This is a genomic window from Chitinophagales bacterium, assembly GCA_020636495.1.
Classification (GTDB): Bacteria; Bacteroidota; Bacteroidia; order Chitinophagales; family Chitinophagaceae; genus UBA5543.
The window spans coordinates 3,255,474-3,271,980 of sequence record JACJXQ010000008.1 but is presented as its reverse complement, the minus strand read 5'-3'; the positions used below and the strand labels follow the sequence as shown (position 1 = coordinate 3,271,980).

The window sequence follows — 16,507 nt, the reverse complement described above, 5'->3', positions numbered from 1 at the left end:
TAAAAGGCTAAATCTCCTATTTTGCAGTACTTAAACTAATATTAACAATGCGCCTAAGTTGGATCAGAAATATATTTTTATTCTCTACAGTGGTGATTCTTGCTACATCATGTTCTCAGCCTGAATTCAGTAAGGATGAGCCTTTGATAGAAGCAAAGAGGCCGGCGGTATACATCAGTGGTCAGAATAATTTTCTATTTGCGATAGACCCTAATACAGGGGAGAAGGTATGGGAGCGTTTCTTTGGCGTGAACAACATCAAACAAGAGCCGATCGTACTGGGCGATTACGTAATGGTGAACTCTGATTTAGGTGTTGTGGTTCTGGGTGTTGACAAAGGCAATAAACTGGATACTATCACATCAGTAGACGGTCACCAACTAGCAGGCTATATATCAGGCGAAGGGCTGACGATATATTCAGGTACTACAGACAACTTTATCATAGCTTACAACTACGGCACTAAGTCGGCCGTTTGGGGTGTACAGCAATCTTATCCTACGGCTATGTCATCAGCGGGTTCGTTCTACGGTAACTTGTTCATTGTGCATATCAACACAACATTGTATGCAATGGATAAAACACAGGGAGCCAGCCTGGCTTGGTCTAACCCGATTGGGCCGGTGTCAAATCCTGTTGTTTCTCCGCCTAATATTTATGCAATGAACCCTACTACGGGTACGCTATATGCTATTGACCTGGAAACAGGTGCCAGCAGTTGGAACCTGCCTACAGGCTCGCCTGTTTCAGGGCCGGTGATCGTATATGGTGGTTATATCATCTTCGGATCTGACGATAACTACTTGTATTGCATTGACTCCATATCTCATACGCCAAGGTGGACCTATAAAACCACAGAGCGTATCAAAGGCGGTGCTTATTGCTACGACCAGGCAGTATACTTCGGTGGTTACGACCACTATGTTTACTCGCTGAACATTGTAGACGGTGCGCTGAACTGGAGGTACAGGACAGGTGCGCTGATCAATGGTTCGCCTGTTGCATATGACGGTACGGTTTACTTTCCAAGTTACGACCAGCACTTGTATGCGTTTGACACCAGCGGCAGCCTGAAATGGAAGTACAAGGTGAATGCGCCGATAGATATGTCTCCTGTGTACAATGCACTTAATAATAAAGTGCTGTATCCTGCGCCAAGCGGATTGTCCAATCAGTAAGAACAAGCGAAATAACTAATAATAAAAACCGCCTCAGATGGGCGGTTTTTTATTTGGCTCTATTAGTTGATTGTTGTTGTGATCAGTTGTTAATGCTGTTGAACTGCTAACTATAAAAAGTTATTTCAGTCCCAATACAAACAGCATGATGATACCCGCAATGATACGGTAGATACCGAACCATTTGAAGCCGTTCTTCTGCAGGAAGGCGATAAAGGTTTTGATAGCGATCATAGCCACCACAAAAGAAATAACCGTACCAATACCGAAGTTGATGAGGTTGTCGGAGTTTTGAGTCATCAGTTCGTAGCCTTTCATCTCAGTGCCGTTCACATCCCAGTTCTTTAGTACCAGCGAGTAACCCGTAGCAGCAGCCATGGTAGGCACCGCCAGGAAGAAAGAGAACTCAGCAGCTACGCTACGTGTGAGCTTTTGCTGCATACCGCCAATGATAGAAGCAGCACTGCGGCTGACACCGGGTATCATGGCGATACACTGCCACAGGCCAATAACAAAGCCAGTTTTCATGGTTATGTCCTTCTCTTCGCTCACGGTGGGGTTCTTAAAAGCCCTGTCTATGAATATCAATACCACACCACCTACTATGAGCATGCCCGATACGGTGAGGGGGCTTTCCAGCAGGTCTTCTATGGCATCGTTGAACAGGAAGCCCAGCACCAGTGCCGGAATGACAGCCACGAACAGTTTTACATAAAAGTTCAACCGGCTGAGGTCGAAGAATTTTCGCCAGTACAATACCACTACTGAGAGAATTGCACCGAACTGCACGGCTATCTCAAACAGTTTGGTAAAGGTGTCTTCCTGTATACCCATAAAATAACTTGTGAGTATCATATGCCCGGTAGATGATACGGGCAGGTATTCTGTAATACCTTCTACAATGCCGAGGATAATTGCTTCTAACCAGGTCATGTTTATGGAATGTTGATGTACTTATGTGTTTGTAATGAGAGTTCCCATTCAGGGTGCTCTAGTATATAATCTATCACCAATGGGGTGATGTTGTCTTTCTTGCTCCACTCGGGCTGCAGGTATAGTTTGCAGTTTCCGGGCACTTTTTGTGCATGCTCTTCAGCCCACAAAAAATCTGACTTGTGGTATACCACCACTTTCAGTTCATTGGCTTTGTTCAGTGCTTCCTGTATGGGGGCTTTGAACTTTTTGGGCGATAAAGTTACCCAGTCTATATCACCAACAATAGGGTAGGCCCCGGATGTTTCGATATTAACGGTGAAGCCCTGCTCGTGCAGTGCATTGCATAGAGCCGTAAGGTCGTACATGGCAGGCTCGCCACCCGTGATAACCGCCAGCCTGCAAGGGTGTTGCAGGGCTGCGTTCACTATATCCTTTACCTCCATTTTTGGGTGTGCGTCGGCATCCCAGCTGTCTTTTACATCGCACCAAACGCAGCCCACATCGCAGCCGCCCAGCCTGATAAAATAAGCCGCCCTGCCACTATGTTGCCCCTCACCCTGCAGGGTGTAGAAATGCTCCATTACCGGGTAGGCGGTAGTATGTACAAGTGTTTCCAAGCCGCGAAGTTACGAATGTTCCCTTGCAGCTTCCAAAGTATTCATCATCAGGCCGCAAATGGTCATCAGGCCAACACCACCCGGTACGGGGGTGATCCAGCTTGCTTTGGGTGCTACAGCATCAAAATCAACATCGCCCACCAGTCGGCTGCCGCTTTTACGGGTAGCATCCTCAATGCGGTTGATACCCACATCCAGTATAATAGCACCATCTTTTACCATATCGGCAGTGATGTATTGCGGGCGGCCAATGGCTGCCACTATGATATCGGCCTGCAGGCATATCTCTTTCAGGTTCTTTGTTTTGCTGTGGCAGATGGTCACCGTACAGTTGCCCGGGTTGGCGTTGCGGCTCATCAGCACGGTCATGGGTGTACCTACAATGTTGCTGCGGCCTACCACCACGCAATGCATACCTGTCGTGTCTATGCCATAATGTTCCAGCATCAGCAGCATACCATAAGGCGTTGCGGGCAGGTACGATTTCTGGCCCAACAGCATCTTGCCCTGGCTAACGGGGTGGAAACCATCCACGTCCTTGCCGGCATCAATGGTGTTGATCACTGCGTCGTCTGATATATGCTTAGGCAGTGGCAGTTGTACCAGTATGCCGTCAATATCATTATCGGCGTTCATCTTGCGTATCTCATCCAGGAGTTCAGCTTCGGTAATGCTTTCCTCAAAACGCTTGAGCGTAGAGCCAAAACCCAGCTCCTCGCAGGTACGTATCTTACTGCCTACATAAGCCTCGCTGGCGGGATTGTTGCCTACTATGATAGCCGCAAGGTGTGGTTGCTTGCCGCCGGCTGCTATATGCGCTGCGGTATCTTTCTTTATCTGTTCTTTGATGTGGGCGGATACCGCCTTTCCGTCTAAAAGTTGCATGACTGCAAAATAGGTTTTTAAGTCAAAAATTAAAAGGGTGGTAGCATGGAAATAACAATATTGGGTGAGTATAGAACTCTTTCAGGAGTCGGAGCTTTAAAGACGCTCCTAATCCATATCAGCCATTACATGTTTACTGGTCACGAAGTACATGTCAACGCTGCCTTTGTTCTTGACGTCTATCTTACCGCGGTATACGCAATTATATTTTGCTTTGATCAGCTCATAGGTACTGTCGCTGACGTTGAGTTTGCCTGTTTCGCTGTTGCTCTGCATGCGCTCTGCGGTGTTTACCGTATCGCCCCATATATCGTAGGCAAATTTCTTCACCCCTACAATACCTGCAACCAGCGGACCGCTGTTCACACCAGCCCTTATGTCAAATATGCCACCTTCGGTACGGCGCTGCTTCATAAACTCCAGTATATCCAAGGCTGCATTTATAGTGTTCTCGGCATGGGCAGGGTCAGCGGTGGGCAAGCCACATACCGCCAGGTAAGCATCGCCAATGGTTTTTATTTTTTCCAGTCCGTGCCTTTCTACTATCTCATCAAAAGCTTTAAAACAGAGGTCAAGTTCCGCTACCAGGTCTCTGGGGTCCATATGTTCGCCTATACCTGTAAAGTTCACAAAGTCGGTAAATAAAACACTGACATGATCGTACTGCCTGGCCTCGCTGGTGCCATTCTGTTTCAATTCTTCTGCTATCTCTTCAGGCAATATATTATGCAGCAGGTCTTCTGATTTTTGTCGTTCTGCTTCGATCTCTTTCAGTGTATGCGAAAGTTGTGCTGTACGTTCTTCCACCTTTTGTTCCAGTACGATATTCTGCTCGCGTACCATTTTTTCGTTCTCCTGTGTTTTTTCCAGAAGCTTTTGCTGGGTTCGTTCATTGGCCTGCTGGAATGCCTCCCTTTCCCACTCAAACCTTCTTGACAGCAGGAAGGAAAGTATAAATGCCTCTGCCAATGTGGATGTAGCCGTATGGCTCAGGCTCCAGAAATAGGCCGGGCTGCCTGTTTGTATATAGACAGCTTCGCAGATAACGAGGGCAAAGTATATGAAGAAGGCGATACCGAAATAATAGCCCATCTTATTTCCTTTCTTACCTACTACTATACCTATTACCGCCATCAGCAAGAAGGAAATAAGCGCATTGATCGTATTGACAGCCAGCACAGTGGTAAGCGGTAGCCAGAGCCTTACTACTGCATAAATAATAAAATACCATATTACTCCCCATGCTATTTTGTTGAGCCTCGGAGCATACTTTTTTAGCTCCAGGAAATAAGCACAGTACATATTCTGTATGGCTACACCAATAGTAGGTATGGTTATATACCATGTCATCAGGTCGGCATGCGGAAATATATAGGGCAGGAAACCATCTACAACGGCTACCGCATAACATGTGTATATCACAATGTTCATGCAATAGAACAGGTACATACGGTTGCGTAGCGAGAAAAAGAAAAACAGGTTGCTCAGCAGCAGGAAACACATAAAGCCGAGATAAAAACCATAGACCAGTTTTTCGTTGTTCGACTTGATCTCATATGCCTTTATGGTATACAGGTTGACAGGTATCGGTCCAGAGTTGGATATCAATCGAACATAATAATCATGCTTGCCCGCAGGCAAAGGAAATACCTGGAAATGGTCTTTTACTATTTTTTCAGGCAGCGGTACTTTATATCCTGACCTGATGACCACCGTCTGTCCGTTCTCATCTTTGTAATACAAGTCGCAAACCGGCAGGCAGGCCTGCATCAGTTCCAGGAAAGGCTTGCTGTCCGACTCATTGTCAATGGTCAGCTTCAACCAGAAAACAGACACGGTATGCCCGAAGTTCAGGATGATCTTATCTGACTTGACGAATTTATCGCTATATGCGGCTGATCTAACTTCATCGAAGCTGAATTTACCATCAGGGTCTTCTAATACTTCCAGTTTATCACCCAGTTTCTTACTGCCGTCGTCGCCATTCCATACAATGGTTTGTGCACCTGCACCCAGTGTTAACGAAAGAAAAATGAATAGTATCAGCAGCCTGTTTGTCATAGGTCAGAATCAGATTTTAAGGGGTCTTCTTTAAGGAAAAGCGCGGGTATATTCATCAGGGTAGCCCAGGCTATCCACCACAGCCAGCAGTAGATACCAAACGGCAAGTAGCCCCATAAGCCCAGCAGCGGCATTTCAAATACATGCAACACATCTACATAAGGCAGGCTGTATTGCCAGTAGGCAGGGTCGCCGGTCCAGAGGTTGGGCGCATGAATAGCGCTCAGGTAGTTCTGCCCTTCCAGGCAAAATCCGGTAACGAAATAAGTAAGTGCCGAAAGCAGGGCAGGCGTCCAGTTGCCCTTGGCAATATCCATTACAGGTGTCCATACGCCTATTTTTTTCAACACGATCGCCAGGATAATCGGCGGTCCCAGCCACAATATAAAGAACATAGTATCGGGCAGTAACCCTGACGCGAACATACCGCCGAAACAGGCAAATAGTATCAGGTTGTCGATAGTATTATTTGTTTTGATCTTAATTCCGTTCGAGAAACGGTTTCTTAGCCTGGGAAATGTTTTGAACAGGCAATACCACTCAAAAGCGATAGGCAACAGTCCTGAGGAGACGATACAGGCATAGAGCAGGAATTCTTCCCTATCCAGCATGTTGCCCTGCGGGTAGTACCAGTTGTCATCTACAAAAAAATTCAGGAATTCAAATATCATCCATCCTGACACTGAGGCCACGCCTATACCTATCAGCTCCTGCGGCACTTTGCTTACCAGCGATACTCCGCCGTTGCGTTTATATACCCAGCCATCCAGCATCAGCGCTGTACCCCAAAACAGGGGCACGTCTGTCCAGTGGATCAACCATGCAGGATTGCGCACTTTAAAAATGAAGAGCAGCATCACACCGGCCCAGCAAAATAATCCCAACCAGAACCACATGGGCCATTTTACTTTGGGCCGTACCACCATCGGCGTTTCCACTTTTTTGAAAAAGAACCATTGCGGGAACAGGTAAGCAGCCGCAACTATGGCACACAGTAATGCAACAAAGGCAAATATGTACATATTAAAGTCCGCCTTCGGCATGGCTTTCAATGTGGGGTATGCGAAAAAGTCTGCGGGAAAGTTGCCCGAGTAATAAAAGTACGAGCCTAACCACGGCAGAAATAGCATACCTACCATCGTAAGCAGCAAAATGGACATTTTTGTTGCAGTCGTCATTCTGATTGATTTTTTGAGGTTGCTGTATTAGTAACGAATCCGGATGATTCCACATTACTGATGTCTTTGAACATGATGAGCAGTAAATATTGAACAATGCCAAACAGCAACATCATCATATAGGCCTCTTTATGTGCGCCTATAGGGAACAGCAGGTCCCAGACCGCTGTAATTATCTGTCGTGGCTCTAAAAATATTTCCCATGAATAGAGGTAGCCATTACCCAGCTTAATGGCCGAAAGCATCTCGCGGCCCATATAAAAACCAAGGCAACTCAATAAAATGGTAACAGCTATGGCTGTGTGTGCAAACGCATTGCTGTACCTGTCCTTAAAAATGTTGAACATGATCTTCAGCGACAGGAAACCATAGTAAACAGATAGCATGGCTATTGAGAATATAATAAGCGTATCGAAAACGATCAGTTCGGCATAGGTCTCATCATGGTTATCGGCATTTACATGTATCAGGTCGCTGATCATATATGGGGCATTGGGGTAAAAAAGTACCCATATCAGGGTAATGAACCAGAAAAAGAATGCATTGATGTTGCCCTTGTACTCTTTGAGGAATACAGCTATTACCAGCGCCGGTAATGAACCGATAAAGAGATTTGACTTTAAAAAGTCGAAAACAGAACAACCGACGATAATATTTCTTACGGCTAATATGGCGATATTAACAACAGTAAGTATAAGCGTAACCCTTATGTATTGGGGTATTCGTAGCCAAAGCTCCCTCATATTTTAAATGTTATATTAATACAATTCTGAAGTGTTCAGGCACATTCCATACATCGTCCGGACTATATCAGGGAAATAGTTCAATAGGTATCACGGCTCACTGATTCGCAATGATACTTAGTTATCGCCCCTTTAGGAGCAAGATCGCTTTCGTATAGAAGCCAATTTAATGCAAATAATTAATAAATTATAACATTTTGTATTTAATTAATGAAGAAGGAAAGAATGTGCAAAATGCAGGTACGCTCTTCCAGGTTGGAATAGAAACAAACCGGAAAGATGAGGAATGTAAAAAAGGTAGTAGTGGTAAACTATTTTACCATCTTCTTCCTGAGTGCGATAAACAGCAATGCGCTCAGATTAGTCAGAAAAATCAGGAATAGGGTTTTGCTGTCGCCGATACCCGCGGTAACAACGAAATACACCATTAAGGCGGCCAGCAGTATATTGACGGTTATCCAGATAGTAACTAAGTTAATTTTCATTCTTTCTTGATTCCGCATCAGGGCGCAATGCCCCTTTTTTAAAAATACCCATTTTGTACATCAGGTATACTGTGTTCGAAATGGAACATATGGCCAGCAATAACGTCGTAGTTTTATTGTCGAAGCCTGCCGTAAATGCCATATATATATAGTAAATAACCAAGACGAGGTTGATCACTAACCATGTTCTTGTGATGCTCTTACTCATGATTGAAATATTTGCACTACGAATATAATGTATACATTAGTTTTTTTCTTTTTTACTTTAAGATTGGGTGCCGCTTAAATTCTTTCGTCCTGTCAAAAAGGTAACGGTAGGTGCGTAATTTCCGGCTGATATGTGTACCCAGGCTTTCTGCAATGCTGATCATCTTCGGGTTCCAGTCGCCTATCCACTGCATTTCGTATTTATCGTACAGGTGTTTGCCCTGTATTATTTTCGCGGCTTCTACTATCATAAACCCGTCCACACCTTTGCCCTGGTATTCAGGTACAACACCAAATACCAAACCGGTAAAGCGGTCTATCCTTGTAAATGCTTTCATCCACAGCAGGCGCAGCTTTTGCAGGATACCCAGCTTGCCGTTAAAATGTTTGAAATACTGGTTCAGGTCAGGAATATTTACCCAGAAGGCTATAGGCTCTTCCTTATAGTAGGTGAACCATATTATCTGTTCATCTACCACAGCGTTGATACCCTGCAGCATTTTTACTACACTTCGTTCTTCCATCTGCTTATTGCCTATATGCGCAGCCCATGCCTTATTGTAGATGGTGGTAAAATCTCCGGCGAATTTGTGTAGCTGTTTCTTATTGTAGTGAATGGCTTTAAAGTTCGGGTCGGCACTTACTTTTTCGTGGCTGTGCATAAATTTTTCCTGCAAAGGTTGTTGCGGGTCCAGCGAAAAACACAACTGTTCAAAATAGGTTTGAAACCCATATTGCTCAAACAACTCCCGGTAATAGGGCGGGTTGTAGTTCATCCTGTAAAGGGGTTGCTGAAATCCTTCCGTCTGCAATCCCCACCATGCATCCCGTTCTCCAAAGTTGATAGGCCCGTCCATGGCTTCCATGCTCCGTTCCTGCAACCAGTTTTTACAATGGTCCAGCATAAATGCTGCTGAGGTATAGTCATTGATACATTCAAAAAAACCTATGCCTCCTGTGGGTTGTTCCTGCTTGTAAGTGTTATTGACAAATGCGGCTATTCTTCCGATGGTCTTACCACCATTATCTTTCAACAGCCAGCGGCTACACTCACCTTTTCTGAAAAATTTATTCTTACCGGGGTCAAATACTTCCTCTATGTCTTTATCCAGCGGGCGTATCCAGTTGGGGTCGTTCCTGTATATCTCAACGGGTAATGCAAGGAACGCTTGTTTGTCTTCATTGGTTTTTACCTCATACATCTTCATATGCCGCAGACCTTTAACCGCGAAATTACTGCAAAACGGTAAAGCGGATAAATCGTTAAAATAATGATAAGTGTTAGTGTGGGTTAATGATATAATTATCAACCCTTTGTATTTTTTCCTTAGTTTGCATACTTATGCTTTGGCTCTGGGTTTTCCTTGCAATAATGTTGGCTGCTGTCGCGGGATATGTTTCTTATCGCGCCGATGTGAAGCGTGCCGTCCCTTACCCTTGGCTCACCGCATCGCTACGAGGCATAGTGGTGTTACTTACCCTTCTGTTGTTGTTAACACCTGTTTTTACTGTACAAAAGCACGAGACCCGCAAACCAATAGTACTCTTTTTGCAGGATGACTCCCGTTCTGTAGGTGTAGCGCTTGACAAAGACAGTGTTACTTACAAAGATGCTGCCGGGAAGCTATTGGATAAATTAGCCGGCAAATACCAGGTAGTGACATGGAACCTGGAAGGAAAATGTGATAAAGACAGCCTGTTCGGGTATAAGAATGAAAGTACAGACCTGTCTTCTGCCCTGAACAAAGTGCAGGAGTATTATGGTACACAAAACCTGGGTGCTGTAGTTTTAGCCACTGATGGCAGGTATAACCAGGGTGTGAATCCTGTTCACCAGCAACTATCATTTAAAGGCGCTTTGTATACCATTGGTATTGGTGATACTGATGTACAGAAAGACCTGCGTGTAGCTCAGGTATATGCCAACAAGACCGTAACCATGAATAACAGCTTCGAGGTGCGTGCAGACGTGGTAGCGGATAAATGTAAGGGTTATAATAACACTGTAAGAATAACGGAGGATGGTAACACTATTGCCAATGCTACTTTGAGTATCAATGGTGATAAGTTCGACCGTTCTGTGTCGTTTACGATAAGGGCCGATAAGCCGGGTTTGCATCATTATGTAATTACCGCTCCGGCCGCCGATGGCGAGGCCAATACAGTAAATAACAGGAGGGATGTTTTTGTAGAGGTGATAGATGAACAAAAGCATATACTTATTGCAGGGCTTGCACCGCACCCGGATATTAAAGCGATAAAAGAAGCCTTAGCAGGACTGGATAATTATAAGATAACTGTAAGGGTAAATAATGATTTTCCTTCGTTGCCGGATGATTATGACATACTGGTATTACACCAACTGCCCGGACAGGGTTATAGTGGTAACACTACCATTATGCGTAGTAACAAACCAACGTGGATCATACTTGGGCGCGGAACTGATAATGCCGCGTTAGGTTCTTTAGATAAACCCGTAGCCTCCAATATAACACCAGGTGCGCTGAGAAATGTGTTTGCCGCTTACAACCCAACCTTCAACAGCTTTAACCTGCCGCAGAATATCAGGGCGGTAGTGGATAAGTTCCCGCCAATAGCTATACCCGGTGGTAAGATACAATTGGTGCCCGGCGCACAGGCATTGTTTGTTGACAAGGGCAGTGATGTGCCGTTATGGGCGTTGAGGCAGGGACGGAAACCAACAGCTATAATCGCAGGAGACGGGCTTTGGCGCTGGCGTATGTATGAGTATAAGAACTTTGGGAATACCAACACCATAGATGAGTGCATCAGGCAGACCATGTCTTTCCTGTCAACTGATAATACGGGTAAGCCATTCAGCGTAACACTCCCCAAATATATCTGGAGCGACCAGGAAGCCATCAGCTTTAACGCTTATCTGCGTAATGCCAATGGCGAGGCTATCAATGAGCCCGAAGTAAAGGTATCCATCCGTGACAGTAGTGGTAATGAGATGCCCTACACATTTGAACGCTCAGGTAATGCATATCAACTTAATATAGGCATACGTGCCGGCGGTACATATGCCTATACTGCTCACGCTGTTTATAATGGTAATACTTACACTTCCTCCGGCAATTTTATGGTGGAAACAATTCCACTTGAACTTATGGAGACCGGCGCTGATTATGCTATGCTGTATAGCCTGGCAGAGTATAACAACGGCGCTTTCTTTCCGTCATCAAAACTGTCATTGGTATACGATAGCATTGCCACTAATGATAACATTAAACCAATTATTGAAACAAATATAGAAACAGTTCCACTGATAGACCGTAAGTGGTTCTTCCTGCTGATATTATTATTTGCCGTGGCAGAGTGGCTGTTGCGTAAGTACTGGCTGGCGCAATAGCGGTGGTGGTGTTAAAATGAAAAACATTTTTCAGGATATTCGGCTGCGTGTTTGAACACCAGGTTACGGATATAGTCATTGTCCTGGTAGGGCTCCAGGCTCTCTTCCAGCTTTTCCATGTCGTTCAGCAGTGTCTCGTTGGCTATATAACCCATGCCAAAAAAGCTGCCTTGTTTCACCAGTATGCAACTCTGTTCTGTTTCACTGATGCCTTTGTCCAATAGCGCGAAGGTTGGCAGTTGTTGCTGCATACCAGCAATGGCTTTGTCTACTTTGGCATTGTAGCCGGCTACATCTTCTTCTCCCGTGCAGGCACCTTCGCAATGTGCAGCATACATGCTCGTACTGCAGTCTTCTGTTTTGGCAAGGTTGCACAGTCTTGCGCACAGGTTATATTCCTGTATCAGTTCGCGTATATGGTTATGCCCTTCAATAATGGTATTGAAAGTATGTACGGGTTTGAAGTAGAGTTTGTTCTTTTCTATTCCGAAACGTTTGTAGCCATTACGGTCTTCGTATACAAACAAGCCGAAGCGTGGCAGGTAGCCGCGCTGGCTGCGGTTGTGCGACGGCCATAATCTGCGTATCTCCGCACTTTCCAGTATATGCGCCATCAGATCGGTTGCGCACTCGGTATATGATATGCGATGTATCTCCCGCAGAAATTCCTGCTTTTGTTTATTGGTCTTGTTATTACTGAAATGGCTCTTGATACGTTTGGCCAGGTTCACCGCCTTGCCTACATATATGATCTTGCCACGGGCATCGTAAAAATAATATACCCCCGGAACGGGCGGCACATTATCTACTTGTTCAACAGGTACGTTCGGTGGCAGGTATTGCTCCCTGTTACGGCCTTTCAGCATACCGTCTATCACATTTTCTGTATCCTCTTCCAGCAGCATTTTTAATAACTGTGCTGTAGCCATAGCATCACCTCCTGCACGGTGATGGTTGGTCAGCTCAATGCCCACCTGGTGGCAAAGCTTGCCTAAGCTGTAGCTGCGCAAACCGGGTATTATCTTACGGGCCAGCCTTACTGTACACAGCTTTTTGGTGTTCAACTCAAACCCTTCTTTCTCCAGGTGGTGCTTTACAAAGCTGTAATCGAAGTTGACATTATGTGCAATGAATACTTTGTCCTGTAGTAGCTCATACACCTGTGGAGCTATCTCGGCAAAAGTAGGCGCATGCTGCACCATATTGTCATTGATGCCTGTAAGCCTTTGTATAAAATAAGGGATACCTTGTTTAGGATTTACCAGTGATTCGTAGACGTGCAGTACCTTCTCTCCGTCGTGAATCACAATGGCGATCTCGGTGATGCCATTTCCTGCGGCATAACTCCCGGTGGTTTCTATATCTACTACTGCATATAGCATGGATAGTTAAAGATAGAGAAAAAACACGCTACCTGCCTGATGAAATATAGGTTAAGCTTAGGTATACAGTTTTTGTGTAATCTATTACAGGCGGGGTTTGTTATTTGTTTTTTATATTGCACCTCCTGAATCGTCAAAATCAGTAACTAATGGTAAAATCCCCTGTGACGGGTAGTCCTGCCACGCTTGTAATGAAAATGCCTGTTGAGCGCATTGTAGATGAGTATCGCAAGGATTATAATATGAGTGTGGAACGACACTTTAAAGGACTGGAAGAAATTGAGGTGTATCAATGTCCCGACACAGGATATCGTTTTTTTTACCCGTTCTCTGTTATCGGCGATGAGCAGTTATATGACGAACTGCAGCAATTTCCCTGGTATTATCTGGACTGGAAGTGGGAGTACGATAAGGCACCTGAGTTTATACCCAAAGGTAGTAAGGTGCTGGAAGTAGGCAGCGGTGAAGGCAAATACCTGAAGTACCTGAAAGATAACCGGGGTTGCGACGCTACAGGGCTGGAGCTGAACCTGCAGGCAGTGAACAAAGGCAAAGCCAACGGACTGGACCTGCGTCATGAGTTGGTGCAAGAGCACGCGGCAACTCATGCCAATACCTATGACGTTGTATATTTCTTCCAGGTGCTGGAGCATATAGCAGATATTAAAGGCTTTGTTGAAGCGGCGGTAACCTGCCTGAAGCCTGGTGGTAAACTACTTATTGCCGTACCGAATAATGATCCCTATTTCTTTAAAAGCATCAGGCATTATGCATTGAATATACCCCCGCATCATATGGGTTGGTGGAATACGGAATCGCTCACTGCTATTGCACCTTATTTCGGACTAAAAACCGATAAAGTTTTTTACGATCCCATCACATTGATGGCGATACCCGGTTTTGTGAACATTTACATCAGGGAAAACAGCTATCGTAACGAAGGTAAGCGCAAAATGATGCGCCTGATGAAACCTTTTTACTGGGCTAAGTTCATACTGCAGAAGAGTGGTATTCCCGGCCAGCACATTATGGCTGTTTATACCAAGCAGTAATTAATTACTTCTTTTCTTTGCGGTTACTGCACTTTTTCCAGTTGCAGCCAGCTCCAGTATATAGTTGTGTCGCCGTTGAAAGCATAAACGTACTTATTACCCCATGTGGTTGAATTTTCTGACAGGTACAGAATGTCTATGATGCTGGTGTCGCGTTGTGTCACCACTCTTGTACCAATAGAGTCCGTATATTCTTCAATGATCTGTATGCGGGTCTGGTCGTTCAGCAATGTCCATGTAAATTCGTCGGTCTCTTCCTGTACAATGCCCGACTGGTCTTTGCTTTTGCTTAATACAGTGCCCATACCTTCCGGCAGGAAACTGATGTACATTTCTTCACCGTCTTCAGGAGGTACTTTTTCCTCCTCATCCAGTTGGCCATTCTCGTTATCGTCATCGGCACTGAAAAGCACTTTCCATTTGCCTGACAGCAAAAATTCGTTGCTGGGTGGTTCCGGGGTTACGGTTGTTGTTTCTTTATTCTTATTGCCGCAGGAAAATACAAGGAGCAAAAAGCCGAAAGCGACTATCGGAAGGGTCAGTTTAGATGTCATATAGGTATATTTTTAGTTAAGGTAATAATTCCTGCACAATAGTCGTGCCGAATATCGACGATGTATTTTCCGGATATTTTCTCTCCAATTTCATTTCTTACCCAAAGTCAATGTCTGCCCGCAGGCACGGGGATACTTTTGCACCTGTAATCAAAAAAACAACACCCATGATCAGTTTTTATGTATTCAGAGTAATAGTAAAGCCCGCAGTCTTATTGCTGGCGTCCCTGGTAAAGACCCTGCTAAAAACAGTATGTATATAATTAAACAATAAAATGATAAAAATAATGAAAGCAGTTTTTGTTACCCGTTATGGCGGGCCCGAAGTTTTAGAAGTAAAAGATGCGGCACGTCCGCAACCTAAAGAAAATGAGTTGTTAATTAAGATACACGCGTCCGGCCTCTCAACAGCATCAGCTATGATGAGGACTGGTACGCCGCGTTTCGCCCGCTTGTTCCTTGGGCTAAAGCGTCCCAAACGCCCTATACCGGGTTCAGGTTTTGCCGGGCTGGTAGCAGGTAAGGGAGCAAATGTAACAGGCTATGAAATAGGCGATGCCGTGTTTGGCCATACCGCGGCTATTTTTGGTACGAATGCTGAGTATGTATGTGTACCTGCAGACGGTATAGTAATGCCATTGCCCGATTTTCTCTCTTTCGAGGAAGCATCTATTATGTCTGACGGGCCGGTTACATCTTACAACTTCCTGAAGAACCTGGCGAAGGTACAGCCCGGGCAAAAGGTATTGATCAACGGGGCATCGGGTAGCCTGGGCGTTGCCGCTGTACAAATTGCCAAACGCATGGGTGCCGAGGTGACAGGTGTGTGCAGTGCGGCTAATGTTGACCTGGTATGCTCCCTGGGTGCTGATCATGTAATAGATTATAAGCAGCAGGACTTTTCAAAAGGCGACCAACAATACGATGTAGTGTATGATACCATAGGAAAGAGTAGTATGGGTGAAGCAAAGCATGTTTTGACCCCCGATGGGATATATATGTCGCCGGTATTGACGCTTGCCATGCTGAAGCAAATGTTACTGAACCCTTTTCGTGGTGGGAGAAAAACAAAATTTGATGCAACGGGTATTAAGCCGGTTAAGGATTTTAAGCAGATGATCGGTGACTTGTTGCAAATGATGAATACAGGCACCTTCAATGCTGTAATAGAGCGCAGGTACAGCATGGAGCAGGTAGTAGATGCACATAGGTATATCGACTCCGGCCACAAGCGCGGCAACATCGTTCTGTCAATGTAAGAGTGGGAGAGGGTGCTTATTTAGCATTGAGCATCCTCTTCCTTATCCTGCTCAGCGATTCGGGTGTTACGCCTATATAGCTGGCTATCTGGTGTTGCGGTATGCGGTTCAGCAGTTCGGGGCGGTTGTCCAGCAGGTCTTTATAGCGCTCCTCGGGCGATGAGGTGATGAATTTCGCCAGGTCGTCCTGCACTTCACCTGTTGCTTTTTCCACCTCCTGCCTTATCACCGATTCAAGGCGCGGTATCATTTGGCACATTTCTTTTTCCAGTTCATCAGTACCCACGGTCACGATGCAGTCTTCGGCACACACCATAAAGTGTTTAGAAGGTTTTTGACGGGAGTAGCTGGTAAATGATGTAACGGGTTGGCCCTCGGTATAAAAAGCGGTTGATTTTTCTTCGCCGTCTACTATGTAATATTCCCTGATGCAGCCCTGCAGCAGGAAATAACACTCGCGCGATACCTGGCCTTCGCGCAGGATAATGTCGCCCTTTTTGTAGCTGCGTAGTTGGGTGTTGTCTATTATCAGTTGCACCTCATCATCGGTCAGCATGTTCATGCTTTTAATGAAGTGCTCTAATACTTCAAGCTCTC

16 protein-coding genes are annotated in these 16,507 nt (G+C 45.2%); 4 read left to right on the top strand and 12 right to left on the bottom strand.

What is annotated here, in order from left to right:
• The first annotated feature begins 47 nt into the window (after positions 1–47).
• On the top strand, positions 48–1,178 hold the full coding sequence (locus tag H6550_14675) for a PQQ-binding-like beta-propeller repeat protein (protein MCB9047376.1): 1,131 nt from the start codon (positions 48–50) through the stop codon (positions 1,176–1,178).
• A 120-nt stretch (positions 1,179–1,298) separates the two neighbouring features.
• On the opposite strand, the gene H6550_14670 is transcribed toward H6550_14675, so the two are convergent.
• The 9 genes from H6550_14670 to H6550_14630 form a co-directional block, all read right to left on the bottom strand.
• Positions 1,299–2,111 (bottom strand): undecaprenyl-diphosphate phosphatase, encoded by an 813-nt coding sequence (locus tag H6550_14670; protein MCB9047375.1) that lies wholly within the window; start codon positions 2,109–2,111, stop codon positions 1,299–1,301.
• 2 nt (positions 2,112–2,113) lie between these two features.
• Positions 2,114–2,695 carry a radical SAM protein gene (locus tag H6550_14665; GenBank protein MCB9047374.1) on the bottom strand — a complete coding sequence of 194 codons (582 nt, stop codon included), beginning with the start codon at positions 2,693–2,695 and terminating at the stop codon, positions 2,114–2,116.
• A gap of 45 nt (positions 2,696–2,740) precedes the next feature.
• Positions 2,741–3,616, bottom strand: a complete 876-nt coding sequence (locus H6550_14660; GenBank protein ID MCB9047373.1) for a bifunctional 5,10-methylenetetrahydrofolate dehydrogenase/5,10-methenyltetrahydrofolate cyclohydrolase — start codon at positions 3,614–3,616, stop codon at positions 2,741–2,743.
• 108 nt (positions 3,617–3,724) lie between these two features.
• Positions 3,725–5,677 (bottom strand): hypothetical protein, encoded by a 1,953-nt coding sequence (locus tag H6550_14655; protein ID MCB9047372.1) that lies wholly within the window; start codon positions 5,675–5,677, stop codon positions 3,725–3,727.
• Positions 5,674–6,855 (bottom strand): mechanosensitive ion channel protein MscS, encoded by a 1,182-nt coding sequence (locus tag H6550_14650; protein MCB9047371.1) that lies wholly within the window; start codon positions 6,853–6,855, stop codon positions 5,674–5,676. Before H6550_14650 ends, H6550_14655 begins: the two co-directional genes overlap by 4 nt.
• Positions 6,852–7,598: a DUF1361 domain-containing protein gene (locus tag H6550_14645; GenBank protein ID MCB9047370.1), complete on the bottom strand. Its 747-nt coding sequence runs from the start codon at positions 7,596–7,598 to the stop codon at positions 6,852–6,854. The genes H6550_14650 and H6550_14645 overlap by 4 nt, the downstream gene beginning before the upstream one ends.
• 311 nt (positions 7,599–7,909) lie before the next feature.
• A complete protein-coding gene (locus tag H6550_14640) occupies positions 7,910–8,083 on the bottom strand; it encodes a hypothetical protein (protein ID MCB9047369.1) in 174 nt (57 codons plus the stop codon).
• The gene (locus H6550_14635; protein MCB9047368.1) at positions 8,073–8,291 is read right to left on the bottom strand and encodes a hypothetical protein; all 219 of its coding nucleotides are present in this window, start codon (positions 8,289–8,291) and stop codon (positions 8,073–8,075) included. The genes H6550_14640 and H6550_14635 overlap by 11 nt, the downstream gene beginning before the upstream one ends.
• A 52-nt stretch (positions 8,292–8,343) precedes the next feature.
• Entirely contained in the window at positions 8,344–9,498 is a 1,155-nt protein-coding gene (locus H6550_14630) for a hypothetical protein (GenBank protein MCB9047367.1), read from the bottom strand.
• A 164-nt stretch (positions 9,499–9,662) separates the two neighbouring features.
• On the opposite strand from H6550_14630, the gene H6550_14625 reads away from it, so the two are divergent.
• The gene (locus H6550_14625) at positions 9,663–11,663 is read left to right on the top strand and encodes a hypothetical protein (GenBank protein ID MCB9047366.1); all 2,001 of its coding nucleotides are present in this window, start codon (positions 9,663–9,665) and stop codon (positions 11,661–11,663) included.
• Between the two features lie 11 nt (positions 11,664–11,674).
• Here H6550_14625 and H6550_14620 read toward each other — a convergent pair whose 3' ends face one another.
• Positions 11,675–13,045 (bottom strand): GIY-YIG nuclease family protein, encoded by a 1,371-nt coding sequence (locus H6550_14620; protein ID MCB9047365.1) that lies wholly within the window; start codon positions 13,043–13,045, stop codon positions 11,675–11,677.
• Between the two features lie 149 nt (positions 13,046–13,194).
• Here H6550_14620 and H6550_14615 point away from each other — a divergent pair, with 149 nt between their 5' ends.
• Positions 13,195–14,097 (top strand): class I SAM-dependent methyltransferase, encoded by a 903-nt coding sequence (locus tag H6550_14615; GenBank protein MCB9047364.1) that lies wholly within the window; start codon positions 13,195–13,197, stop codon positions 14,095–14,097.
• 23 nt (positions 14,098–14,120) lie between these two features.
• On the opposite strand, the gene H6550_14610 is transcribed toward H6550_14615, so the two are convergent.
• On the bottom strand, positions 14,121–14,651 hold the full coding sequence (locus H6550_14610) for a hypothetical protein (GenBank protein MCB9047363.1): 531 nt from the start codon (positions 14,649–14,651) through the stop codon (positions 14,121–14,123).
• 275 nt (positions 14,652–14,926) lie between these two features.
• Between H6550_14610 and H6550_14605 the strand changes: the two genes are divergently transcribed.
• A complete protein-coding gene (locus H6550_14605; protein MCB9047362.1) occupies positions 14,927–15,910 on the top strand; it encodes an NAD(P)-dependent alcohol dehydrogenase in 984 nt (327 codons plus the stop codon).
• Between the two features lie 16 nt (positions 15,911–15,926).
• Here H6550_14605 and H6550_14600 read toward each other — a convergent pair whose 3' ends face one another.
• Complete coding sequence (locus tag H6550_14600) at positions 15,927–16,472, bottom strand: Crp/Fnr family transcriptional regulator (GenBank protein MCB9047361.1); 546 nt, start codon at positions 16,470–16,472, stop codon at positions 15,927–15,929.
• Positions 16,473–16,507 lie beyond the last annotated feature (35 nt).